The organism is Aeromonas sp. R5-1 (assembly GCF_040908265.1).
In the GTDB taxonomy this organism is placed as follows: Bacteria; Pseudomonadota; Gammaproteobacteria; order Enterobacterales; family Aeromonadaceae; genus Aeromonas; species Aeromonas caviae.
In genome coordinates this window covers 66,531-89,175 of record NZ_JBFODJ010000125.1, presented here as the reverse complement: position 1 = coordinate 89,175, position 22,645 = coordinate 66,531, and the positions used below count along the sequence as shown (strand labels likewise).

Genomic DNA, 22,645 nt, shown 5'->3' with positions numbered 1-22,645 from the left:
TGACCGGCGTGCAGGCGGCGTGGCGCTTACGCCTGGCGCTTACGCCTGACTCTGAATTGGTGTGATTGTGTCTGCTTTTTCTGATCTGGCGGCTTCTTCCGCTTCAGCCGTCTCGGCTTCCTGCTTGAGCAGGGTGCGTTCGTAAGCCCGCACGAAGGGGTAATACATCAGGGCGGAGATCCCCATGCAGATGAAGCACATGATGACCGGACTGAAGGCCCGGTTGGTCGCCCAGGAGGCGCCGATGGGGGCCGGCGTGGTCCATGCGGTCAGCATCACGACCTTCTCAACCAGACCCAGATCCACCGCGGACCAGGCCAGGATGGCGTTGATCATCGGCACCAGGATGAAGGGCAGGAAGAAGACCGGGTTCATGATGATGGGAGCACCAAACAGGATCGGCTCGACGCCCGTGTGCTGCTGGATGAACAGGCGATCGGGGAGACGGCGCAACTGGTGCGGGACTTCAATACCATGGCCGAGCGATTGCAAAGCATGACCCGTGAGCGGGAGTTCTGGAATGCCGCCATCGCCCACGAATTGCGCACCCCGGTGACCATCTTGCGTGGCCGCTTGCAGGGGCTGGCCGAAGGGGTATTTCCGCCAGAGCGTGCGCTCTTTGAAGGCTTGCTGCGTCAGGTGGAGGGATTGACCCACCTGATCGAAGACTTGCGGGTACTCAGTCTCAACGACAGCGGCCACCTGGAGTTGCAACGAGAGGCGATCAGGCTGGCCGACGAGCTTGCCGTGGTGCTTGAGGCGTTTGCCACCCCTCTGGCCGCGAGCGGTTTCACCCTCAAGCGGGAGCTCGATGCCGAGCTCTGGGTCTGTTGCGATGCACTTCGCATCCGTCAGGCCCTGATGGCGCTGCTGGAAAATGCCCAGAAGCACGCGGTGCCGGGCATGCTGACCGTGCGTCTGCATCGTTCGGGCACCCAGTGCATCCTGAGCGTGGAAGACGAAGGGCCCGGCATCAGCGAGGAGGTCGCCGCCCATATCTTCCAGGCGTTTCGCCGGGGGGATCCGTCACGCTCGCGCAAGAGTGGCGGCAGCGGGCTCGGGCTGGCCGTGGTCAAGGCGATTGCCGAGGCCCACGGCGGCAGTGCGGTCTGCCAACCCGGCGGGCGGGGCGGCACCCTGTTCCTGCTTTCCTGGCCCCTCTTGCACCCTGACGGCAGGCCATGACCCCGCATTGCCGCATCGGTTGAGGATGGCAAGCCGAGGCGCGTGTGTTGACTGTGATCCAACAGCCCAAAAAAAGCCCAGCTCATGGGGAGAAACGGGCTTTTTTTATGGCTTGCAGGCAGCGCCCTCTTGGGGCGCGCCGGGATCAATGCTCGGCCAGCAGGGGCTCTCCCTCCTGGTGTTTGTCGTGGATGGCAAAGCGATCGACCAGGGTGGCACTGGCGTCGTTCAGGCCGATGACCGCCACCTCTTTCCCCTCACGGCGGAACTTGATGACCACCTTGTCGAGGGCCGTGATGGCGGTGATGTCCCAGAAGTGGGCGTGCGTCAGGTCGATGACCACCTTCTCCACTTCCTCCCTGAAATCGAAACCGGCCAGGAACTGCTCGGCGCTGGCAAAGAAGACCTGGCCCCGCACCAGATAGGTACGCACGGCGCCGCTGCGCTCGCTGTCGCTCTTGACCAGCATGACGCGGGCAACCTTGTGGGCGAAGAAGAGGGAGGCGAGCAGCACCCCCACGAATACCCCGAGTGCCAGGTTGTGGGTCGCGACCACCACGGCGACGGTGGTTACCATCACCAGGTTGGTGGAGAGGGGGTGGCTCTTCAGGTTGCGTACCGACTCCCAGGAAAACGTGCCGATGGAAACCATGATCATCACGGCCACCAGGGCTGCCATGGGGATCTGACGGATCCACTCATCCATGAAGACCACCATCAGGATGAGCAGGGTCCCCGCCACGAAGGTGGAGAGGCGGCCGCGGCCACCGGATTTGATGTTGATGACGGACTGGCCAATCATGGCGCACCCCGCCATGCCTCCCAGCAGACCGGCGCCGATGTTGGCGATCCCCTGACCCTTGCACTCGCGGTTGCGATCGCTTGGGGTGTCGGTCATCTCGTCGACGATGGCTGCCGTCATCATGGACTCGAGCAGTCCCACCACCGCCAGCCCCGCTGAATAGGGGAAGATGATGGCCAGGGTCTCCAGATTGAGGGGGACGTCGGGCCAGAGGAAGACCGGCAGGGTATCGGGCAGCTCGCCCATGTCGCCCACGGTACGGATGTCGATGCCCAGGGTGATGGCCACCGCCGTCAGGATGACGATGCACAGCAGGGGGGAGGGGAGCAGTTTGCCCACCACGGGAACGAGCGGGAACAGATAGATGATGCCAAGCCCGGCTGCGGTCATGGCGTAGACCTGCCAGGTGACGTTGGTGAGCTCGGGCAGCTGGGCCATGAAGATAAGGATGGCCAGGGCGTTGACGAAGCCGGTCACCACGGAGCGGGAGACGAACCGCATCAGGCTGCCGAGCCTGAGGTAGCCCGCCGCTATCTGGAAGAGGCCGGTGAGCAGGGTGGCCGCCAGCAGATACTGCAGGCCATGTTCCTTGACCAGGGTCACCATCAGGAGCGCCATGGCGCCGGTGGCGGCGGAAATCATGCCGGGACGACCGCCGACGAAGGCGATGACCACGGCGATGCAGAAGGAGGCATAGAGGCCGACCTTGGGGTCGACGCCCGCAATGATGGAGAAGGCGATGGCCTCCGGGATCAGCGCCAGGGCGACGACGATGCCCGACAGCAGATCGCCCCGTATGTTGGAGAACCACTCTTGTCTTGCACGTTCCAGCATGGGGATTTTCTCGCTCGTTGAGGATCCATGGCCACAGGCCCGCAAATCAGGGGGAATGGCGGGGATCACAGGGTTGGATTGGCTGTTGATGGTCGGGTAAACCGGCCGGTCGGCATAACCGGAGTCAGGCGGCAGAGGCCGCACAGGGCAGGGTCAGGGCGGCGTGACGGCCACCCCAGAGCACATAACAGGCATAAGGGGCGCATGTTAACAGCCGGTGCCAGGCCGGGGAAGCCCGGATTGTTTTATCTAGCACAAGAGCAGCCAACATAGACCAAACAAGGGGGCTCTGTCGCTTTCATCGGAGTGCCCGATGTGGTTATGGCGATAGCGAGGGGGGCAACACCATGGGACCGGCCACCGTACGGGCGGCCTCGTCACCTCGCAGTACCCGTACTATCTCGAGAGCGAACTCGATGGCGGTACCCGGGCCCTGGCTGGTGATCAGGCGATGGGCTTCATCGGTCACGACCCGCTCCGTGCTCAATTGTGTCTCTGGCAGACGGGCCTGAAAGCCCGGGTGGCAGGTGATGCTCGCATCTCCCAGCAAGCCGTGATGGTGCAGTACCACGGCGGGTGCGGCACAGATGGCGGCGCGCCAGCGGCCGAGGCCTGCCTGCTCCCGTAGCAGGTCGATGGCGAGGGGGGTGTCGCGGATCACTTCGCTGCCGGGCAGACCGCCCGGTACGACCATGGCATCGAAGTCACGGGTAGTCAGCTCGTCGAGATGGCAATCCGCCACCAGTTGCACCCCGCGAGAGGCGCGGATCTGGCGCGCTCCAGTGGGGCAGCAGGAGGCCAGCACCACATCGATGCCACCCCGAACCAGGGTATCGACGATGGCAACCGTCTCTATCTCTTCCGACCCGGGGGCCACCAGTACCAGTACGCTCATCCTGCACTCCTTGCTTGCCAGCTCTGCTCAGCGCTTCTCTTTGACGGCCTGATAGAGGCCCTGATTGACCGGTACCGCGATACCGTGAAGGGCGGCCTTGCCCAGCAGGAAGCCGGTGATGGCCTCTATCTCGGTCTCGCGGCCCTGTTCCATGTCCTGATACATGGAAGAGTAATTGTCGGCGGTGAGCTCCACCACCATCATGACGCGGCGCAGCAGCTCTTCGCTGCCGGTAGGCTGACCTTCGGCCCGCATGACGTCAGCCACTTCCACGCAGATTTGCTGCAGGGCATCGGCAAAACGCGGACCGGCCAATTCGCCGTTCTTGAGCTTGTAGAGCGCGGTGAGGGGATTGATGGCGCAGTTGACGGCGAGTTTCTGCCACTGGCGTGTCAGGATCTGCTCATCCCAACCGGCCTGACCCAGGGCGCTGGCCAGCTCGTCGGCGAGGTGGGCATGGGCACGGGCCGCTTCGTTGATTGGGCCCAGCCAGGTCTCCCCCTTGCCGGTGTGGCGGAACACGAAGTGGCCGCTCTGCATGGCGCCATGGCTGGTGACACCGGCGATCACCGGATTGTCGGGGAAGAGTGCGACCACCTGATCGGCGATCCCCATGCCGTTGTGCAGCAGCACGATGGGCACTCCTGCCGCCAGTTGCCCGACCAGAGGAGTGAGGGCCGATATCACCTGCCCCGCCTTGGTCATGACCAGCAGGCGTTTGATGCTGCCCGGCTTGTCGATGAAGGCGCGTTCGATGGCCAGGAGCTGGGTATGCCCCTCAAGGGAGGTAAAGTCGACGCCGGGGTGCAAGGTGGCGCGATGGCGCTCGCGCAGCAGGAGGCGGGTTGCTTGGCCGCTTTGGGTTAACAGGGAGGCGAAGACGCCGCCCAGGGCGCCGCAGCCCAGCAAGGTCCACTCGGGAGAGACAGGGTGACGGCGTGTTTTCAGGTTGTTGTCGCGTAATCCGCTTGGCATGAAGAGGCTCGATCATGGGAAGGGCTGCCATCCTGTCAACCGCCAACCCGGGATAAGGGAAGATGTCGCTTGGTGAATACCTGGAACCGGTGCATGAGCTGGTTGCCGGGTCGTGCTCAAGGTTCATGCGCAGCCAGGGAGTCTCATGTATGCATAACCATACGGGTTCCTGGGCTGCACTTCACCGAGTGTCGGACCTCTCGCGACCGCTTCTGGACGGGTTCTAACGGGTCTCACCATTCCTGTGCGCAGGGGATTCTAGCAGAGCAATCCCATCGAAATCAGCAAATTTGCCCGTTTTCTGGTAGATTTGCCCACCTGTCAGCACAACCTGAAGTACAGCATGAGGAGCCCGGCTATGCCGTCATTCGATATTGTCTCTGAAGTCAAAATGAACGAGGTGTTGAACGCCGTTGATAACGCCAACCGTGAACTGGCGACCCGTTTCGATTTTCGTGGTGTGGAAGCCAGCTTCGAATTGAACAAGGAAGAAGTAAAGCTGGAAGCCGACGCCGATTTCCAGCTCAAGCAGATGGTCGAGATCCTGCGCGGCGCCCTGCTCAAGCGCCAGATCGAGAACAGTTCCATGGACGTGGGTGACAGCGTCCACTCCGGCAAGCGTTTCCACCTGACCGTGAAGTTCAAGCAGGGGATCGACAAGGAAGTGGCCAAGAAGCTGGTGAAGCTCATCAAGGATTCCAAGATCAAGGTGCAGGCCGCCATCCAGGGCGACGAGGTGCGGGTCACCGGCAAGAAGCGCGACGATCTGCAAGAGACCATGGCGCTGGTGCGTGGCGCCGAACTGGGCCAGCCGATGCAGTTCCAGAACTTCCGCGATTGATGGCGAACGGGGAGGGCGCGACTCTCCCCCCACTGCCAGCATGAGGGCATAAAAAAACCGGAGCAGCTGCTCCGGTTTTTTTGTGTCCGTGTGACGAGTTCGATTAGAACTTGTAGGTCACGGAGAAGTAGTGGCCGAAACCAGTGGTCTTCAGACCGTAGGAACCGTTCTGGATGCCGTAGATGTCGTTGAAGTACTTCAGACCGTAACCGACGGCGTAGCGGTCGGAGTGCCAGTACAGGCCGTTGAACATGGCGGTACCGTCGGTGGAAGTGTCCTTGGCATCAAACAGGTGATCCAGGTAACCCTGATAGGCTACGAAGCTGCCGTTGGAGAAGGTGTAGAAAGGCTTGAACCAGTTCATGGAGAACTGATAGCCGTTCCAGCCCTGCTCGCCACCGCCTTCATTGACGTGACGGGCATACAGGTTCATGCCCATTTTGCCGAACCAGGGCACCATGACGTCTGCACCCAGACCGGTCATGGCTTCAAACAGACCATCCGGACCACCGACGTTGATCAGGTTGGCGATGTAGACTTCCTGCACCGGGCCGAAGGAGAGATCTTTGCCGGTCATGGCATCGATGGAGATGCGCGGTGCAAATTTGATGAACAGGTTGTCCTGGTTGTGCTTGTCGTCGTGACGGTTCTGGAAGATGTCGAATACGTCGACGTAACCGTACAGATCGAAGATACCGGAACGGCCACCAAACTCCATTTCGAAGTAGGTATCGTTGTAACCACCTTCGGACTCAGCGTAGGGCAGCTGATCGATGGTGTGCATCACGTTGAACTGGAACCACTTGTAGTCGTTCTTGTGGATGTCGCCGCTGTAATCGGCAGCCAGTGCCGGAGTGGCGGAGGCAGCCAGCAGACCGGCAGCGATCAGAGTCTTGGTAAATTTGGCCATTTTATTGGTCTCTTGTGCGTTAGTTGAGGTTTTCCGTAGCCTGCCCACAAGGAGCGGAAGGGATTCTAGCCAAATAAATTCAGCGGATAAACAAGTACCAGGGAACTTTGTCAGGATTTGTGAATCTAATCACCCCCTAAAATGCGCAAACGCTTGCTATTTGTGCGTTTGTGGTGACAAGGTGCTACCTCGTTTGGCAACCATGATGATCAGGATCATCACCGGAATACCGAGCAGACTGGTGCCGATGAAGAAGTGGCTGTAGCCGATCTGCTCCACTACCCGACCGGAAAACCCCGCCAGCAACTTGGGCAGCAACAGCATGATGGAGCTGAACAGGGCGTACTGGGTGGCGGAGAAGGCGACGTTGGTGAGGCTCGATAGATAGGTTACAAACGCAGCCGTCGCTATGCCGGCGCTGAGGTTGTCCAGCGAGATGATCAGAGTCAGCAGCTCCAGGTTGTGGCCCACTTCGTTGAGGAGAGCGAACAGCAGGTTGGTGCTGGCGGTCAGCACGGCGCCGAGGAACAGGATGCGCAGGGTGCCAAAGCGCATCACCAGCACGCCCCCGAGCGCGGCTCCCACCAGCGTCATGATGACGCCATAGACCTTGGTGATGGTGGCCACTTCCGTCTTGCTGAACTGCAGATCCACATAGAAGCTGTTGGACATCACCCCCATCACCACGTCCGAGATGCGATAGCAGGCGATAAGCCCGAGGATCAGCAGGGCCGAGGAGCCGTAGCGGCGGAAGAAGTCGGCGAAGGGACACCAGATGGCCTCGTAGGTCCAGGCCCCCAGCCCGGCCAGCGTGGGGGACCAACCCCGTGCCAGCAGGGTGGCCTTGCGCGCCATCTGCTGCTCGTCCTGACTCTTGAGATCGATCTGCGGCTCGTGGCTCATCAGGGTGGTGAGGATGCCAAGAGACATCAGCCCTCCCATCAGCAGATAGGTGAGCTGCCAGCCGCGATAGTCATAGCCGCTGTTGCTGCCGAGCCAGGCCGCCAGCGCCAGCGCCCCCGCTCCCGCCATGATCATGGCGAGTCGATACCCCGTCATATAAGAAGCGGCCATGGCCGCCTGCAGCCGCTCGGGAGCGGATTCGATGCGATAGGCGTCGATGACGATGTCCTGGGTGGCAGAGGAGAGGGCCACCAGCAGAGCGAAGAGGGCCAGCTGGGCGAGCTGGGTCTTGGGATCGCAATAGGCCATCCCCACCAGGGAGAGGGCGATCAGCACCTGGGAGAACAGCATCCAACTGCGTCGTCGCCCAAGCAGCCGTGACAGCAGGGGCAGGGGCAGCCGATCCACCAGGGGCGACCACAGCCACTTGAAACCGTAGGCCAGTGCAACCCAGCTCATGTAACCGATGTCGGTCAGGCTGACATCCGCCTCGCGCAGCCAGAACGAGAGGGTGCCAAAGACCAGCAGCAAGGGCAGGCCGGAGGAGAATCCCATGGCGAACAGGATGAGTACCCGCGCTTCCAGATAGACGGCGAGGGCATCTCGCCAGCGGGTGGCGCGGCCCGGTGTGTGACTGGGCGGGCGGAGATTGTTCAACAGCCTGACTCCTCTGGGAAAAGGGGGTCATTTTGTCAGGTTCGGCAGGCGTAGCCAAGGCAAGCCGAGTGGCGGGCGGCAGGTTTCAGGGACGTGAGCCGATGCAGTGGTGCGGGCAGGGGCCCCCGTCGGCGAGAAAATTGGCGCAGGCCATGAGTTGCAGGCGCAGCGCGTCATCACAGAGGAGGCGCTGCTCATCCCACAGGTGCAGGCTGTGAAGCAGATGCCAGAACACTCCTTCCTGTGCGTTGGCGGGGGTTTTGTCCATGGGGATCACGCAGAGCGCCTGCCAGTGGGAGAGGAGCTGCCAACTCAAGTCTTCCAGCTGCTGATAGGGAATCTTGCGTGCCAGAAAATGGCGAACCGCCTGGGCCAGCGGGCCGGCGTGTTGGGTTATGTAATCATGACAGGTCACCGGCTCCTCCTTCTGGTTCTGCTCCCCGATGCGTGGCACACATCGGGGAGCAGAGTATAGAAAAAGAGACCGGTGACCCGTTCAGGGACGCGGTGGAATGTGATCCGGGCCGCGTTATTTGTCCGCGAGCAGCACCACTTTCTTCAGGATGATGGGGCTGGTGGGGACGTCGTTGGCACGCAGGATGGAGCTGTAGCCGGTCTGGACCTGGGCCAGTTTGTCCAGCACCTCCATCCCCTTCACGACCTGGCCGAACACGGTGTAACCGGCGCCGGCATTGGCGTTGAGGTTGTCGTTGTCCACCAGATTGAAATAGAACTGGCGAGTGGCGCTGTCGACCGCCTGGGTGCGGGCCATGGCGATGGTGCCGCGCTTGTTGGGCAGGCCGCCTCTGGACTCGTTGACCACGGGATCGAAGGTCGGCAGGGGCTGGAACTGCTGGTTGTAGCCTCCACCCTGCACCACGAAGTTCTGGATCACCCGGTGGAACAGGCTGCCGTCATAGCTGCCGTCTGCCACGTAGCGCAGGAAGTTCTTCACGGTCTGGGGCGCCTGTTTGGGGGCCAGCTCCACGACGATGGTGCCATGGTTGGTCTCCATCTGGACTTTTTGACCGGCAAAAGCCAGGGGGGCGATCAGGGTGACCAGTAACCAGAGTTTCTTCATTTATATATCCTCGCTCAGCTCGGCTGACCCTTGAGATAACCGCGCAGCGCCTCGTCGGCCATGATCTGCTGCAGCACGCTGCCCAGCTGCTGGTTCAGAGTGGATTCCAGATCGGCCATGCTCGGTTCGCCCGGGCCCTCCTTGCTGGAGGACATGTTGAACTGCTTGGTCAGCTTGCTGCCCTGGAAGTCCGCAATCACCTGCAGGCTGACGCGGGACTTGGTGACATAGGTGAAGGTCTTCTCTTCCACGGTGACGGCGGCAGTGGAGATGGCCAGCGTCAGGTTGGTGGTGCCGCTGTTGCCCACTTCCAGGCCCTGGCTGCGCAGCCCTTCCGCCAGTTTTTCAGCCAGCAGGCTGTTGAGAGGCTGACTGCTGTTCACCAGCACAGGAGCCTTCTCTTTCTTCTTGATGGAGAAGACATAGGCGGCTTCACGCTTGTCCACCCCTTCCATGGTGATGCGGTTGCCGGAGTAGTACTGCTGGTTGGAGGGGATGACTTGCGGGTTGAGCAGGGCGCTCTCGGGCCAGTGAGTAGCACAACCGCCCAATACCAGAGCGGCCAGCAGCAAGAGTGACTTTTTCATCATGGGTTTCCTTTAGCTTTATCTTTAGCGTTTGATGGCTTTCAAAATAACGAATTTGCTGTTCGACGCAACGACTTGTGCGTTGCCAAACAGGCGCTTGAGTTTGTTGTGATAGTCCAGATGACGGTTGCCTACTATCCAGAGTTCGCCCCCCTGAGGCAACACCCGGTGGGCGTCGCTGAACATCTGCCAGGCGATGTGATCGGTGATCGCCTGCAACTGATGGAAGGGGGGATTGCAGAGGATCCTGTCCGCTGCCCCGACGGGAACGTCATCGAGACAGTTGTTGACCATGAAGTGGGCACGGGGCAGGGCATCGGGCAGGTTGTGCTCGACGTTGAGCCGTGCGGACGCCACCGCCATCCGGGATTCGTCGATGAAGGTCACCTCCACCTCGCTGTCCCGCGCCAGCAGGGAGAGCCCGAGCACGCCGTTGCCACAGCCCAGATCGATCACCCTGCGGGCACTGTGGATGGGCAGGTTGTCCAGCATGAAGCGGGCGCCGATATCCAGGCTGGTGCGCGAGAACACGTTGGCATGGTTGTGGATGAGCATGTCGGTGCCTTCCAGCGGCCAGACGGTCGGGAAGGGACTGGTCAGGGACGGGCGCTCGGCGGCCGGGGTGCAATGAATGAGGCGCGCCTTCTTCCAGGCGAGCGAGGTGCGGGTCTCCCCCAGATACTTTTCGAACAGCTTGAGGGTGGAGGTGTGGATGTCCTTGGCCTTGCCGGCAGCAATGATGCGGGTCGCAGGGGTGACGACCCCGCGCAGGGCAAGCAGTTGCTGCTCCAGCAGCGCCTGATACTTGGAGACCTTGATCACCACCAGGGCGGGGGCATCGGGCAGGGGGGCCAGGGCATCCTGCAGGGTGATGGCGTGGGGATCCAGCCCGTTTTCCGCCAGATTGGCCAGGGTGGCCCGCTCGCTGATGTGGGAGTCGGTCACGCAGACGGGGGCGTGGGCATGCAGATAGCCTGCCAGGGCGCCGAAGCCGTCGTTCATGATGATGACGGGGCCGTCAGGTGCCTGCTGCGATTCGGCAAGGTGGCTTATCAGGTACTCGTCCGCCGCATCCCAGGCCTGCAGGGGATCCTGGCTCTGCCGCGGGTAACGATACAGGGTCAGGCGGCAGTGGGCCGTGTCGAGCAGGGTTTGCATAGGCAAGAGTCCAACGTGTGATTGATGAATGGCGACCGTCTGCCCCGTGTTGCCCGGCAGCGGTGAAAGTGGCGCTATTCTAGCGGCGGCGGAGAAATTCACCAGTCCGGTGCGGCGAGAGCGAGCGGATCCTTCGTACCTGATGCATCGGGCGCACAACCCTGGCTACAATGGCCGGATATTCAACGAGGAGTCCTTACCGTGAGCATGCAACAACAGATAGAGGCCAAGCTGGCCGCCGCGCTCTCCCCGAGCCACCTGGAAGTGATCAATGAAAGCTACATGCACAGGGTGGCACCGGGCTCCGAAAGCCACTTCAAGGTAGTCGTGGTGAGCCAGGCGTTTGAGGGACAGCGTTTGCTGGGGCGCCATCGTCAGGTGAACGGGGTGCTGGCCGACGAGTTGGCGGGAGCCATTCATGCATTGGCGTTGCATACCTATACCGAATCCGAGTGGCAGGCCAGGGAGCAGGCGCCAAAGACGCCGGGTTGCGTCAGCAAATCCCCCTTTGCGTGAGCCGTTGGACCTCCTGATGGCGCCTTCCTCGGGCCATTAACAGCGCTATCACGAACGGTGTGCAGCCAGGGATGAGGGGGATGGCATTATTTTTTCTAATCCTTTTCCTTATGCCTGAAAAATACCTCTATATGGTTAGTTTTGCGAAAAGTCCTTTAAAACCACGGTTTGCAAGGACGTGCGCGAAATATTCAGTGAAGGTTAATTTTGTGATAGGGCGGGGATTTTCCCCATTTGGCGTGGCGGCTAACTCGCCTAAGGTGGTAAACTCAGGCGCTTTTGAATGATCCTGTATGTTGCTGATTTGTTTATTTCTTCGACAGCTTTCCGCGATGTTGACGGGCTCATTCAACAACTCGTCGTGATGTATTTCTCGGCGCTAACCAACCTGTCTTCCCTTAACGGTAGTGCAAGTGAGTATGATTACAATTAAAAGAGGACTGGACATCCCCGTGCTGGGTGCTCCGGAGCAAGTAATCTACGATGGCCCGGCCATCACCCGTGTTGCTACACTCGGCGAAGAGTTCGTGGGGATGCGTCCTACTATGTTTGTCAAAGTAGGTGATCGCGTCATTAAAGGTCAGGAGCTCTTCGAAGATAAGAAGAATCCCGGCGTTAAATTCACGGCCCCTGCCACCGGTGTGGTTTCTGAGATCAACCGTGGTGCCAAGCGTGTTCTCCAGTCCGTTGTCATCGACATCGATGGGTCCGACGAGCAGGTGACCTTTGAGCATTTTGCCTCCGCCGAGCTGCCACAGCTCGAGCGTAGCAAGGTGCAGGAGATCCTGGTCGCATCAGGCCAATGGACCGCGCTGCGTACCCGCCCGTTCAGCAAGGTGCCTGCCGTGGGTTCCACCCCGCGCGCCATCTTCGTCACCGCCATGGACACCAACCCGCTGGCCGCCAGTGCGGAGCTGATCATCAAGGAACAGGCCCAGGCCTTCCTCGACGGTCTGGCCGTGCTGACCCGCCTGACCGATGGTACTGTCCACGTCTGCAAGGGCGAAGCCAGCCTGCCGCACTCCTCCCTGGCCCAGGTCAAGGAAGCCGTGTTCGTCGGTCCGCATCCCGCCGGTCTGCCGGGCACCCACATCCACTTCCTGGATCCGGTCGGTGCCAACAAGGTGCAGTGGCACATCAACTATCAGGACGTGATCGCTTACGGCAAGCTGTTCACCACTGGCCAGATCTTCACCGACAAGGTGATCTCCCTGGCTGGCCCGAACGTCATCAAGCCGCGTCTGCTGCGTACCCGTCTGGGTGCCAGCCTCAGCCAGCTGACCAACAACGAGCTGCGTGCGGACGAAAACCGCATCATCTCCGGTTCCCTGCTGAGCGGTGCCAAGGCCGAAGGGGTCCATGACTATCTGGGTCGCTTCCACAACCAGGTGAGCGTGCTGGGCGAAGGCCGTGAGAAAGAGTTCATGGGCTGGGTCAAACCCAGTGCCAACAAGTTCTCCATCACCCGTACCACCCTCTCTCACCTGATGAAGGGCAAACTCATCAACTTCACTACCACCACCAACGGTAGTGATCGCTCCATGGTGCCTATCGGCAACTATGAGCGTGTGATGCCGCTCGACATCCTGCCGACCCTGCTGCTGCGGGATCTGATCTCCGGTGACACCGACAGCGCGCAGGCGCTCGGCTGCCTGGAGCTGGATGAGGAAGATTTGGCGCTCTGTACCTTCGTCTGCCCCGGCAAGACAGAGTACGGCCCCGTCTTGCGTGAGTGCCTGACCAAGATCGAACTGGAAGGTTAAGCGATGAGTTTCAAGCAACTTCTTGAAAATATGGAACATCACTTCGAGCCGGGTGGCAAGTACGCCAAGTACTATGCCCTGTTCGAAGCGGCGTACACCCTGTTTTATACCCCGGGTTCCGTGACCCGCAATGCCGCCCACGTCCGTGATGCGATCGATCTGAAGCGCATGATGATCATGGTGTGGCTGGCTGTGTTCCCGGCCATGTTCTGGGGCATGTACAACGTCGGCAACCAGTCCATCGCCGCCATCGCCCACATGGGCAGCGCGGCCGGTGCCGATTCCTGGCAATACGCCCTGGCCACCCTGTTCGGTGCCTCGCTGGATCCGGCCGTCGCCGGCATCGGCAGCAAGATGCTGATCGGTGCGGCGCACTTCTTCCCGATTTACATCACCGTCTTCATCGTCGGTGGTTTCTGGGAAGTGTTGTTCGCCATGGTGCGCAAGCACGAGATCAACGAAGGCTTCTTCGTGACCTCCATCCTGTTCGCCCTGATCGTGCCGCCCGAGCTGCCCCTGTGGCAAGCTGCCCTGGGTATCACCTTCGGTGTGGTGCTGGCCAAGGAAGTGTTCGGTGGTACCGGCAAAAACTTCCTGAACCCGGCGCTGGCGGGTCGTGCCTTCCTGTTCTTCGCCTACCCGGGTCAAATCTCCGGTGATGCGGTCTGGGTTGCTGTTGACGGCTTCTCCGGCGCAACCGCACTGAGCCAGTGGGCCCAGGGCGGCCAGATGGCGCTGATCAACGGTGCCACCGGTGAAGCCATCAGCTGGATGGATGCCTTCCTTGGCAACCTGCCCGGTTCCATCGGTGAAGTTTCCACCCTGATGATCCTCATCGGCGCAGCCATGATCGTCTACATGCGCATCGCCTCCTGGCGCATCATCGCCGGCGTCATGGTCGGCATGGTTGCGACCTCCCTGCTGTTCAACGTCATCGGTTCCGATACCAATCCCATGTTCAGCATGCCGTGGCACTGGCACCTGGTGCTGGGTGGCTTCGCGTTCGGCATGGCCTTCATGGCGACCGACCCCGTCTCCGCTGCCTTCACCAACAAGGGCAAGTGGTGGTATGGCGCCCTGATCGGCGTGATGGTGGTGCTGATCCGGGTAGTTAACCCTGCATTCCCGGAAGGCATGATGCTGGCCATTCTGTTCGCCAACCTGTTTGCCCCCTTGTTTGACCATTTCGTGGCACAGGCGAACATCAAGCGGAGGATCGCACGTGGCGTTTAATAAAGACTCTACTACCGGCACTCTCGCCGTAGTGACCGGTCTGTGTCTGGTCTGCTCCATCGTGGTCTCCGTGGCTGCCGTGGGTCTGCGTCCGGCCCAGCTGGAAAACAAGGCACTGGACAAGCAAAGCAACATCCTGTCCGTCGCCGGCGTCGACATCAGCGCCGTGGCCAAGCGTGATCTGGCCCAGCTCTATGGCGACAAGATTGAAGCGCGTCTGGTGGATCTGACCAGCGGTGAGTTCGTTGACGGCGACGCCGACAACTTCGACACCAAGGTTGCCGCCAAGGATCCGGCCAAGAGCATCCGTCTGGCCCCGGCCGACGACAAGGCCGGCCTGCGTCAGATCTCCAAGCTGGTTCCCGTGTTCTTCGCGAAAGATGCCGAAGGCAAGGTCGACAACATCATCCTGCCGATCTACGGCCAGGGTCTGTGGTCCACCATGTATGCCTTCGTAGCGGTCGCGGCCGACGGTCAGACCATCAAGGGCATCACCTACTATGACCACGGTGAAACCCCGGGTCTGGGTGGCGAGATCGAGAACCCGGCCTGGCGCGAGCTGTTCGTCGGCAAGAAGCTGTTCGACCAGAACGGTCAGCCTGCGCTGCGGGTGATCAAGGGCCATGCTCCGGCTGGTTCCGAGCATGAAATCGACGGCCTGTCTGGTGCAACCCTGACCGGTAATGGTGTACAGCACACCTTCGACTTCTGGATGGGCCCCAAGGGCTTCGGTCCCTTCCTGGCCAAGGTACGTGCAGGAGAAATCAACAATGGCTGACAAGAGCGAAATGAAAAAGTTGCTGTTGACGCCTGTGCTCGGCAACAACCCCATCGCACTGCAGGTGCTGGGTGTCTGTTCCGCGCTGGCCGTTACCAGCCAGATGAAGACGGCGTTCGTGATGACGCTGGCCGTTACCGCGGTCACCGCCTTCTCCAACCTGTTCATCTCCCTGATCCGCAACCAGATCCCGAACAGCGTGCGGATCATCGCCCAGATGGCGGTGATTGCCTCGCTGGTTATCGTGGTTGACCAGGTGCTCAAGGCGTATGCCTATGACATCTCCAAGCAACTGTCGGTGTTCGTCGGCCTCATCATCACCAACTGTATCGTGATGGGTCGTGCCGAAGCCTACGCCATGAAGAGTGCCCCGCTGCCCTCCTTCCTGGACGGTATCGGCAACGGTCTGGGTTATGGCGCCGTGCTGCTGACCGTGGCCACCGTGCGCGAGATCCTGGGTTCCGGCACCTGGTTCGGCATCGAGCTGCTGCCGCTGGTGAACAATGGTGGCTGGTATGTGCCCAACGGCCTGCTGCTGCTGCCGCCGAGTGCGTTCTTCATCATTGGTCTGATCATCTGGGGCGTGCGCACCAAGGATCCCAAGCAGGTGGAGGCGAAGGATTAAGGTATGGAACACTATATCAGTCTGTTGATTCGCTCGATCTTCATCGAGAACCTGGCGCTCTCCTTCTTCCTGGGGATGTGTACCTTCCTGGCGGTGTCCAAGAAGGTCAAGACCGCCATGGGCCTGGGGATTGCCGTTATCGTGGTTCAGACCGTTGCCGTCCCGGCCAACAACCTGATCTACAACTACGTGCTCAAAGACGGTGCCTTGGTATCCGGTCTGGATCTGAGTTTCCTGAGCTTCATCACCTTCATCGGGGTGATCGCGGCCCTGGTGCAGATCCTGGAGATGGCCCTGGACAAGTACTTCCCGGCCCTCTACAACGCCCTCGGTATCTTCCTGCCGCTCATCACCGTGAACTGCGCCATCTTCGGCGGCGTCTCCTTCATGGTGCAGCGTGACTACAACTTCGTTGAGTCCGTGGTCTATGGCGTGGGTTCGGGTGCAGGCTGGATGCTGGCTATCGTCGCGATGGCAGGGATCCGCGAGAAGATGAAATATTCCGATGTTCCGGAAGGCCTGCGCGGCCTCGGCATCACCTTCATCACCGCGGGTCTGATGGCGCTGGGCTTCATGTCCTTCTCTGGTATTTCCCTGTAATCGGAAAGGAAATATAGATGGAAATTATTCTGGGTGTGGTCATGTTCACCGTGATCCTGCTGGCCTTGGTGGCAGTCATTCTGTTCGCCAAGTCCAAGCTGGTGACCGCCGGTGACGTGACAATCAGCATCAACGGCGACCCGGCCAAGGCTGTGACCAGCCCGGCGGGTGGCAAGCTGCTTGGCGTGCTCGCCGGCAGTGGTATCTTCGTCTCCTCCGCCTGTGGCGGCGGTGGCTCCTGTGGTCAGTGCAAGGTGCGTGTGAAATCCGGCGGCGGCGACATCCTGCCGACCGAGCTGGATCACATCAGCAAGGGCGAAGCCCGTCATGGCGAGCGTCTGGCCTGTCAGGTCACCGTCCGTTCCGACATGGACATCGAGCTGCCGGAAGAGATCTTCGGCGTGAAGAAGTGGGACTGTACCGTCATCTCCAATGACAACAAGGCCACCTTCATCAAGGAGCTCAAGCTGCAGATCCCCGATGGCGAGAGCGTGCCGTTCCGCGCCGGTGGTTATATCCAGATCGAAGCGCCTGCCCACCACGTGCAGTACAAGAACTTCGATATTCCCGAGGAGTATCGTGGCGACTGGGATCGCTTCAAGATCTTCGAGCTGGAGTCCAAGGTCAACGAGCCGATCATCCGTGCCTACTCCATGGCGAACTATCCGGAAGAGTTCGGCATCATCATGCTGAACGTGCGGATCGCAACCCCGCCGCCCAGCAACTGGACTGCCCCTCCCGGCCAGATGTCTTCCTACATCTTCAGCCTGAAGGCCGGTGACAAGGTGACCATCTCCGGTCCGTTCGGCGAGTTCTTCGCCAAGGACACCGACGCCGAAATGGTGTTCGTCGGTGGTGGTGCGGGTATGGCGCCGATGCGCTCCCACATCTTCGACCAGCTGCGCCGTCTGAAGACCAAGCGCAAGATGAGCTTCTGGTACGGTGCCCGTTCCAAGCGCGAGATGTTCTATGTCGAAGACTTCGACATGCTGCAGGCCGAGAACGACAACTTCCAGTGGCACGTCGCCCTGTCCGATCCGCAACCGGAAGACAACTGGGATGGCTACACCGGCTTCATCCACAACGTGTTGTTCGAGAACTACCTCAAGAACCACGAGGCGCCTGAGGATTGCGAGTTCTACATGTGCGGGCCTCCCGTGATGAACGCCGCCGTCATCAACATGCTGAAAAACCTCGGTGTTGAAGATGAGAACATCCTGCTGGATGACTTCGGTGGTTAATCCATGCACAGCGTTGTAAAGACCTGGCTAGCCTTCGGGCTAGCCTTTTTCTTGACTGGGTGCGGTCAGGAAACGGTCCAATCGAAGCCGGAGATCCACATCACCGGCAGCACCATGGGTACCTACTACTCCATCAAGGTGGCAGATAGTGCTGTTCAGGATGCCGCCAGGCTGCAAGCCGAGGTCGACGTCTTGCTGGAGCGGGTCAACGATCAGATGTCGACCTATCGCCCGGATTCCGAGCTGTCACGCTTCAACCAGCACAAGAGCAATACCCCTGTGGTGGTTTCCCGCGATACCGCACGGGTGGTAACCGAGGCCATTCACATTGGCCGCGAGAGCCGCGGGGCGCTGGACGTCACCGTCGGTCCTCTGGTCAATCTGTGGGGCTTTGGGCCGGATGCCAGACCGACCAAGGTGCCGTCCGACGAGCTGATCGCCCAGACCCGGCAGAAGACGGGCCTTGGCAATCTGCATGTGATAACCTCTGCCGATGCCGATACCCTGCAAAAGGACATCCCGGACCTCTACGTGGATCTCTCCGCCATTGCCAAGGGGTTTGGCGTAGACAAGGTGGCCGAGTACCTGGAGTCCCAGGGGGCGCGCAACTATCTGGTGGAGATAGGCGGCGAGCTGCGCATCAACGGTGTCAACGGCAAGGGGCATCCCTGGCGTGTCGCCATCGAGAAGCCGACCGTCAATGCCGGTTCAGTACAGGAGGTGATCCTGCCCGGTGACAACGGGGTGGCCACCTCGGGCGAGTACCGCAACTATTACGAGCTGGACGGCAAGCGCTTCTCCCACACCATGGATCCGCTGACGGGCAAGCCCATCCAGCACCGCCTGGTGTCGGTGACCGTCATCCACCCCTCCTGCATGACAGCAGACGGGTTGGCGACCGTGTTTATGGTCATGGGGCCGGAGAAGAGCCTGGCCTATGCCAAGGAACGGGGGCTGGCCATCTTCACCATCACCAAGACGGATGACGGGTTCGAAGAGGCTTATTCGGATGCCTTCAAACCATATCTGGTCAAGAAGTAAGGGGTAACTACATGCAGATCTTTCTGATCACCTTCGGGGTGTTTCTGATGGTCGTGGTGGCCATGGCCATCGGCTACATTTTCCAGCGCAAGTCCATCTCCGGCTCCTGTGGCGGCCTGGGTTCCATCGGGATCGAGAAGGAGTGCGACTGCCCCGAGCCTTGCGACAACCGCAAGAAGAAGATGGCCAAGGAAGAGGCCCGTCGCAAGATGCTTGTGGACAACCGCATCATCTAACGGCGGATATCGCTCTGAAGGCAGCCTTGCAACGAAACGAGCCGACCCCTGGGTCGGCTCGTTTTTTATGTGGCATGGGGTCAGTAGTCATATTGGCTGCATGCCTTTGCCTTGAACTCTTTCTTTCGCTTTGCCAGCTCCTCCCTGGTGCCCAGTTCATCCCCTTGCTGTATGGCTTTTTCCAAGGCGGCGATGCGCTGATAGAGCCAGTTGCACTCCGCAGTCGGGTGATCCTTGCTCGTGCCCGTCAGCGGCAGCAGCAGGCCCAGCAGCGGCCAGAATCTTTTCATCCTGCACCTCCCAGCCCCCGCAAATGGGAGCCCTGAGAGTCTATGCCCTAGCCCGCGCTGGCGCGCTGGCAGAAATGACAGGCTTGGGGTAGCATGGAACGTTCAACTGGTTATCCATACAGTATTTTTGTCGTTCGACACGCCTCCTCGCCGGATGCCCAGGGTCTATCCCTATGATCTGTTCGGGAGGCTGTCGACACAGCAACAGACACGGCCATGCGCAAGATCATTCACATCGACATGGACTGCTTCTTCGCCGCGGTGGAGATGCGGGACAACCCGGCCCTCAGGGAGGTGCCGCTCGCCATCGGTGGCGCTGCTGACCGACGCGGAGTCATCTCCACCTGCAACTACGTGGCGCGCCGCTTCGGGGTACGCTCCGCCATGCCGAGCGCCCTGGCCAGAAAGCTCTGTCCGCCATTGGTGCTGATCCCCGGGCGGATGGCCGTCTACAAAGAAACTTCGCGCCAGTTGCGCGCCATCTTCCTGCGCTATACCGAGCAGGTGGAGCCGCTCTCCCTCGATGAAGCCTATCTCGACGTGACCCAGAGTCCCCGCTGCGGTGGCAGCGCCACCCTGATGGCGGCGGAGATCCGCGCCGCCATCAGCGCCGAGCTTGGGCTGACTGCCTCGGCCGGTGTGGCGCCGAACAAGTTTCTGGCCAAGCTCGCCTCCGAGCAGCGCAAGCCTGACGGCCTGTTCGTCATCCGCCCCCAGGAGGTGGACGAGTTCGTGCGCCAGCTCCCCCTTGGCAAGCTGCCCGGCATCGGCCGCAAGACGGCAGAGCGGCTGGAGTCCCTCGGGCTCTACTCCTGCGAAGATGCCCGCCAGCTCGGCAACGAGGAGCTGATCGCCCGTTTCGGCAAGCTCGGGGAGATGCTGGCCGGCCGCATCTGGGGGCATGATGATCAGCCGGTGCAGGCCAGGCGGGTGCGCAAGAGCATCGGTGTGGAGACGACGCTCGCCAGCGACGTGCTGGACGAGGACGCCTGCTGGCAGGTGCTCAGCCGGCTCATTCCTGAGCTGGAGCAGCGTTTTGCCAAGGCCTGCCCTGCGGAGATGCTGATGGGGCAGGGGATCAAGCTGAAGTTTGCCGATTTTCACCAGACCACCGTCTATCGCAAGGGGAGTTATCAGGCGGCCCGCTTCCACGATCTGCTGCACGAGGGACTGCAACGGGCTCAAGGAAAACCCATTCGCCTGCTCGGTCTGGTCGTTGGTTTGCCCGGAGCGGGTGAAATCAATCAATTAAGCCTGGATCTCTGCTGATTTAGTTAAGTTTTTGTATCCAAAACCGATACAGTGTTCACATCTGTAGACGTTAGGAAATAGTGGCATGAGTTCTCTTTCTGTTCAGGGACGGATCACCCTGATCGCCGGTTGCTGTCTGCTGGCCAGTGCCGTCGCGCTGGTGGCTTCTTCTCTTTTCAACGCGGCCCGCATGCAGGAGCAGGTGCTCACCTCCACCACCCTGGAGGGGCAGCACGCGGCAGAAAACTGGATGCAGGCCATGGGGGCGACCCAGGCAGCCCGGGTGACCAGCTACCTCGATGAGGCTTACTTCAGGGCGACCCTGCTTGCCGAGGGCATCTTGTTCCAGCGCAAGAACGCGGCCGACAACTTCGTTCACTCCGAGGCGCTGCGCAATGCCGTCAACCAGCAGTTGCAGGATGCGGCGGAGTCGTCAGCGAACCTGCTCGGTGTCTATGCGGTATTCGAACCCAACCAGCTCGACGGGGAGGATGACAACTATCAGGGGTCGACGGCGCTTGGCGCCAACGACAAGGGGCGTTTTTCCAGCTATTGGGCCAGGGTCGACGGCAAGGTCAACCTGGAGGTGATGGACGAGGCGATGCTGGCCAACGACAAGCCCTCCGGACACGGCGGTCTTGAGAACGACTGGTACAGTTGCAGCATCCGCAGCAAGGCGCTCTGTCTGCTCGAACCCTATGTGGACGAGGTGGGGACCCAGCAGGTGTTGATGACCTCGGTAACCGTGCCGCTGCTGGACCAGGGCTCCCTGCTTGGCATGGTGGGGGTCGACATCTCCCTGGGGACCCTGCAGAGCCTGGTGGAAGAGATGGGCCGGACCCTCTACAAGGGGCAGGGCAAGGTGCTTCTGCTCAGCAGTGAAGGGCGGGTGGCCGGCGTGGAAGGGTTCCCGGTCGCCCTTGGCAATCTGCTGGAGCAGCAAGGGCTGGCGCAGGATCTCAAGGGGTGGCTGACCAAGGGAGATGTGGTGACGCGCTGGAGCCCGGATGGCGCACTGTTGCAGACCTTCGTGCCGGTCAGCATGCGCGGTACGGATCGCAAGTGGGGCATCTATATCGAGCTGCCCCGCGCCGTGGTGCTCGCCTCGGCCCTGCAACTGCAAGGGGAGCTTGAGGATCAGGCCCAGCGCAGCGTGGCAACCCAGCTCACCATAGGTGGCGGGATTTCGGCGCTCGCCCTGCTCTGCATCTGGCTGATGGCCCAGCGCATCGTGGCGCCCATCCGCGCCGTGGTGGCACGCCTCAAGGACATCGCCAGCGGGGAGGGGGATCTCACCCAGCGCATCGATCTGCGCAGGGATGACGAGATAGGCGAGCTGGCCAAGTGGTTCAACAAGTTCCTAGACAAGCTGCAATCCACCATCAGCCAGGTGATCGACACCGTTGCGGGCACTCGGGCCAGTGCGGCCCTGGCGGCGCAAGGAGCAGCCCGTACCAGCGCCGGCATGCAGTCCCAGTATCAGGAGGTGGATCTGGTGGCGACCGCGTTTGAAGAGTTGAGCGCTACCGCCCTGCAGGTCGCCGGCAATGCCAATGCGGCGGTGGCGGCGGCCGATGAGGCCGACACGGCGGCCCAGGAGGGCAAGTCCGTGGTGGCGCAGACCCAGGAGGCCATGTCCAGACTGATGACGGTGATAAGCGATGCCAAACCAGTGGTGGAGCACCTCTCCGCCAACAGCGACAACATCAACGACATCCTGGTGGTGATCCAGGGGATTGCCGAGCAGACCAACCTGTTGGCCTTGAACGCGGCCATCGAGGCGGCCCGAGCCGGTGAGCAGGGGCGCGGTTTTGCGGTGGTCGCCGACGAGGTGCGCAACCTGGCGGGCCGAACCCAGAACGCCATCGTCGAGATCCAGAACCTCATCGGCCAGTTGCAGTCGGGGACGGAGGCGGTGGTGAAGGCGATCCTGACCGGCCATCACCAGGCGGATCTGACCCTCACCAAGGTGGAGCTGTCGGTCAGCGTGCTGGAGCAGATCATCCAGGCTGTCGGCACCATCCACCAGATGAACGAGCAGATCGCGAGGGCTGCGCAGGAGCAGAGCGGAGTGGCGGACGAGATCAATCGCAACGTCAGCAACATTCGCGACGTGAGCCATACCATTCGGGCGGAAGCGGCGACCTCCGCCGACAACGGGCGCGAGCTGTCGCAACTGGCGGACAAGCAGCAGCAACTGGTGGGCCAGTTCCGGGTGTAGGGGAGGATAAGAAAAAAGGCGC

23 protein-coding genes and 1 pseudogene are annotated in these 22,645 nt (G+C 61.0%); 13 read left to right on the top strand and 11 right to left on the bottom strand.

Features of this window, described 5'->3' with window-relative positions:
- Positions 1-39 precede the first annotated feature (39 nt).
- On the bottom strand, positions 40-453 hold the full coding sequence (locus tag AB5Y64_RS17230; protein WP_234035444.1) for a hypothetical protein: 414 nt from the start codon (positions 451-453) through the stop codon (positions 40-42).
- Here AB5Y64_RS17230 and AB5Y64_RS17225 point away from each other — a divergent pair.
- A pseudogene (locus tag AB5Y64_RS17225) lies at positions 400-1,185 on the top strand (ATP-binding protein); the annotation flags it as partial. The gene AB5Y64_RS17230 and the pseudogene AB5Y64_RS17225 sit on opposite strands and share 54 nt — an antisense overlap.
- Positions 1,186-1,330: 145 nt before the next feature.
- Here AB5Y64_RS17225 and AB5Y64_RS17220 read toward each other — a convergent pair.
- The 3 genes from AB5Y64_RS17220 to AB5Y64_RS17210 all read right to left on the bottom strand — a co-directional run bounded on the left by AB5Y64_RS17220 (position 1,331) and on the right by AB5Y64_RS17210 (position 4,691).
- The gene (locus AB5Y64_RS17220) at positions 1,331-2,821 is read right to left on the bottom strand and encodes a SulP family inorganic anion transporter (RefSeq protein ID WP_200164038.1); all 1,491 of its coding nucleotides are present in this window, start codon (positions 2,819-2,821) and stop codon (positions 1,331-1,333) included.
- 319 nt (positions 2,822-3,140) lie between these two features.
- Positions 3,141-3,716, bottom strand: coding sequence for a DJ-1 family glyoxalase III (locus tag AB5Y64_RS17215; RefSeq protein WP_200164424.1), 576 nt, complete (start codon positions 3,714-3,716; stop codon positions 3,141-3,143).
- Between the two features lie 27 nt (positions 3,717-3,743).
- On the bottom strand, positions 3,744-4,691 hold the full coding sequence (locus AB5Y64_RS17210) for a ketopantoate reductase family protein (RefSeq protein WP_039040714.1): 948 nt from the start codon (positions 4,689-4,691) through the stop codon (positions 3,744-3,746).
- Positions 4,692-5,049: 358 nt separating this feature from the next.
- Here AB5Y64_RS17210 and AB5Y64_RS17205 point away from each other — a divergent pair, with 358 nt between their 5' ends.
- Positions 5,050-5,532 (top strand): YajQ family cyclic di-GMP-binding protein, encoded by a 483-nt coding sequence (locus AB5Y64_RS17205; protein WP_010673357.1) that lies wholly within the window; start codon positions 5,050-5,052, stop codon positions 5,530-5,532.
- Between the two features lie 103 nt (positions 5,533-5,635).
- On the opposite strand, the gene AB5Y64_RS17200 is transcribed toward AB5Y64_RS17205, so the two are convergent.
- The 6 genes from AB5Y64_RS17200 to AB5Y64_RS17175 form a co-directional block, all read right to left on the bottom strand.
- On the bottom strand, positions 5,636-6,442 hold the full coding sequence (locus AB5Y64_RS17200) for an outer membrane protein OmpK (RefSeq protein ID WP_010673358.1): 807 nt from the start codon (positions 6,440-6,442) through the stop codon (positions 5,636-5,638).
- A gap of 156 nt (positions 6,443-6,598) precedes the next feature.
- Positions 6,599-7,900: an MFS transporter gene (locus tag AB5Y64_RS17195; RefSeq protein WP_324046321.1), complete on the bottom strand. Its 1,302-nt coding sequence runs from the start codon at positions 7,898-7,900 to the stop codon at positions 6,599-6,601.
- Between the two features lie 187 nt (positions 7,901-8,087).
- Positions 8,088-8,417: a hypothetical protein gene (locus tag AB5Y64_RS17190; protein ID WP_052816331.1), complete on the bottom strand. Its 330-nt coding sequence runs from the start codon at positions 8,415-8,417 to the stop codon at positions 8,088-8,090.
- Positions 8,418-8,531: 114 nt separating this feature from the next.
- On the bottom strand, positions 8,532-9,083 hold the full coding sequence (locus AB5Y64_RS17185; protein WP_010673361.1) for a peptidylprolyl isomerase: 552 nt from the start codon (positions 9,081-9,083) through the stop codon (positions 8,532-8,534).
- A gap of 14 nt (positions 9,084-9,097) precedes the next feature.
- A complete protein-coding gene (locus AB5Y64_RS17180) occupies positions 9,098-9,670 on the bottom strand; it encodes a YajG family lipoprotein (RefSeq protein WP_039040711.1) in 573 nt (190 codons plus the stop codon).
- 24 nt (positions 9,671-9,694) lie between these two features.
- The gene (locus tag AB5Y64_RS17175) at positions 9,695-10,828 is read right to left on the bottom strand and encodes a methyltransferase (RefSeq protein ID WP_010673363.1); all 1,134 of its coding nucleotides are present in this window, start codon (positions 10,826-10,828) and stop codon (positions 9,695-9,697) included.
- Between the two features lie 207 nt (positions 10,829-11,035).
- Between AB5Y64_RS17175 and AB5Y64_RS17170 the strand changes: the two genes are divergently transcribed.
- From AB5Y64_RS17170 to nqrM, 9 genes are all read left to right on the top strand, one after another.
- Positions 11,036-11,344 carry a BolA family transcriptional regulator gene (locus tag AB5Y64_RS17170; protein ID WP_010673364.1) on the top strand — a complete coding sequence of 103 codons (309 nt, stop codon included), beginning with the start codon at positions 11,036-11,038 and terminating at the stop codon, positions 11,342-11,344.
- A gap of 419 nt (positions 11,345-11,763) precedes the next feature.
- Positions 11,764-13,107 carry a Na(+)-translocating NADH-quinone reductase subunit A gene (locus tag AB5Y64_RS17165; RefSeq protein WP_041211275.1) on the top strand — a complete coding sequence of 448 codons (1,344 nt, stop codon included), beginning with the start codon at positions 11,764-11,766 and terminating at the stop codon, positions 13,105-13,107.
- 3 nt (positions 13,108-13,110) lie between these two features.
- Positions 13,111-14,340 (top strand): NADH:ubiquinone reductase (Na(+)-transporting) subunit B, encoded by a 1,230-nt coding sequence (locus tag AB5Y64_RS17160; RefSeq protein WP_010673367.1) that lies wholly within the window; start codon positions 13,111-13,113, stop codon positions 14,338-14,340.
- Positions 14,330-15,118 carry a Na(+)-translocating NADH-quinone reductase subunit C gene (locus AB5Y64_RS17155; RefSeq protein ID WP_029313922.1) on the top strand — a complete coding sequence of 263 codons (789 nt, stop codon included), beginning with the start codon at positions 14,330-14,332 and terminating at the stop codon, positions 15,116-15,118. Before AB5Y64_RS17160 ends, AB5Y64_RS17155 begins: the two co-directional genes overlap by 11 nt.
- Positions 15,111-15,743, top strand: a complete 633-nt coding sequence (locus tag AB5Y64_RS17150) for an NADH:ubiquinone reductase (Na(+)-transporting) subunit D (RefSeq protein WP_005303545.1) — start codon at positions 15,111-15,113, stop codon at positions 15,741-15,743. The genes AB5Y64_RS17155 and AB5Y64_RS17150 overlap by 8 nt, the downstream gene beginning before the upstream one ends.
- A 3-nt stretch (positions 15,744-15,746) precedes the next feature.
- Positions 15,747-16,343, top strand: coding sequence for an NADH:ubiquinone reductase (Na(+)-transporting) subunit E (nqrE, locus tag AB5Y64_RS17145; RefSeq protein ID WP_005303538.1), 597 nt, complete (start codon positions 15,747-15,749; stop codon positions 16,341-16,343).
- 17 nt (positions 16,344-16,360) lie between these two features.
- Positions 16,361-17,584: an NADH:ubiquinone reductase (Na(+)-transporting) subunit F gene (gene nqrF, locus AB5Y64_RS17140; protein ID WP_010673369.1), complete on the top strand. Its 1,224-nt coding sequence runs from the start codon at positions 16,361-16,363 to the stop codon at positions 17,582-17,584.
- A gap of 3 nt (positions 17,585-17,587) precedes the next feature.
- On the top strand, positions 17,588-18,625 hold the full coding sequence (locus AB5Y64_RS17135; protein ID WP_029313924.1) for an FAD:protein FMN transferase: 1,038 nt from the start codon (positions 17,588-17,590) through the stop codon (positions 18,623-18,625).
- An 11-nt stretch (positions 18,626-18,636) separates the two neighbouring features.
- On the top strand, positions 18,637-18,861 hold the full coding sequence (gene nqrM / locus AB5Y64_RS17130; protein ID WP_010673371.1) for a (Na+)-NQR maturation NqrM: 225 nt from the start codon (positions 18,637-18,639) through the stop codon (positions 18,859-18,861).
- A gap of 80 nt (positions 18,862-18,941) precedes the next feature.
- Here nqrM and AB5Y64_RS17125 read toward each other — a convergent pair whose 3' ends face one another.
- Complete coding sequence (locus tag AB5Y64_RS17125) at positions 18,942-19,151, bottom strand: hypothetical protein (RefSeq protein WP_010673372.1); 210 nt, start codon at positions 19,149-19,151, stop codon at positions 18,942-18,944.
- Between the two features lie 216 nt (positions 19,152-19,367).
- Here AB5Y64_RS17125 and dinB point away from each other — a divergent pair, with 216 nt between their 5' ends.
- Together dinB and AB5Y64_RS17115 are read left to right on the top strand one after the other, a co-directional pair.
- Complete coding sequence (gene dinB, locus AB5Y64_RS17120) at positions 19,368-20,420, top strand: DNA polymerase IV (RefSeq protein WP_010673373.1); 1,053 nt, start codon at positions 19,368-19,370, stop codon at positions 20,418-20,420.
- Between the two features lie 67 nt (positions 20,421-20,487).
- The gene (locus tag AB5Y64_RS17115; protein WP_045523602.1) at positions 20,488-22,623 is read left to right on the top strand and encodes a methyl-accepting chemotaxis protein; all 2,136 of its coding nucleotides are present in this window, start codon (positions 20,488-20,490) and stop codon (positions 22,621-22,623) included.
- The last annotated feature ends 22 nt before the right edge of the window (positions 22,624-22,645 follow it).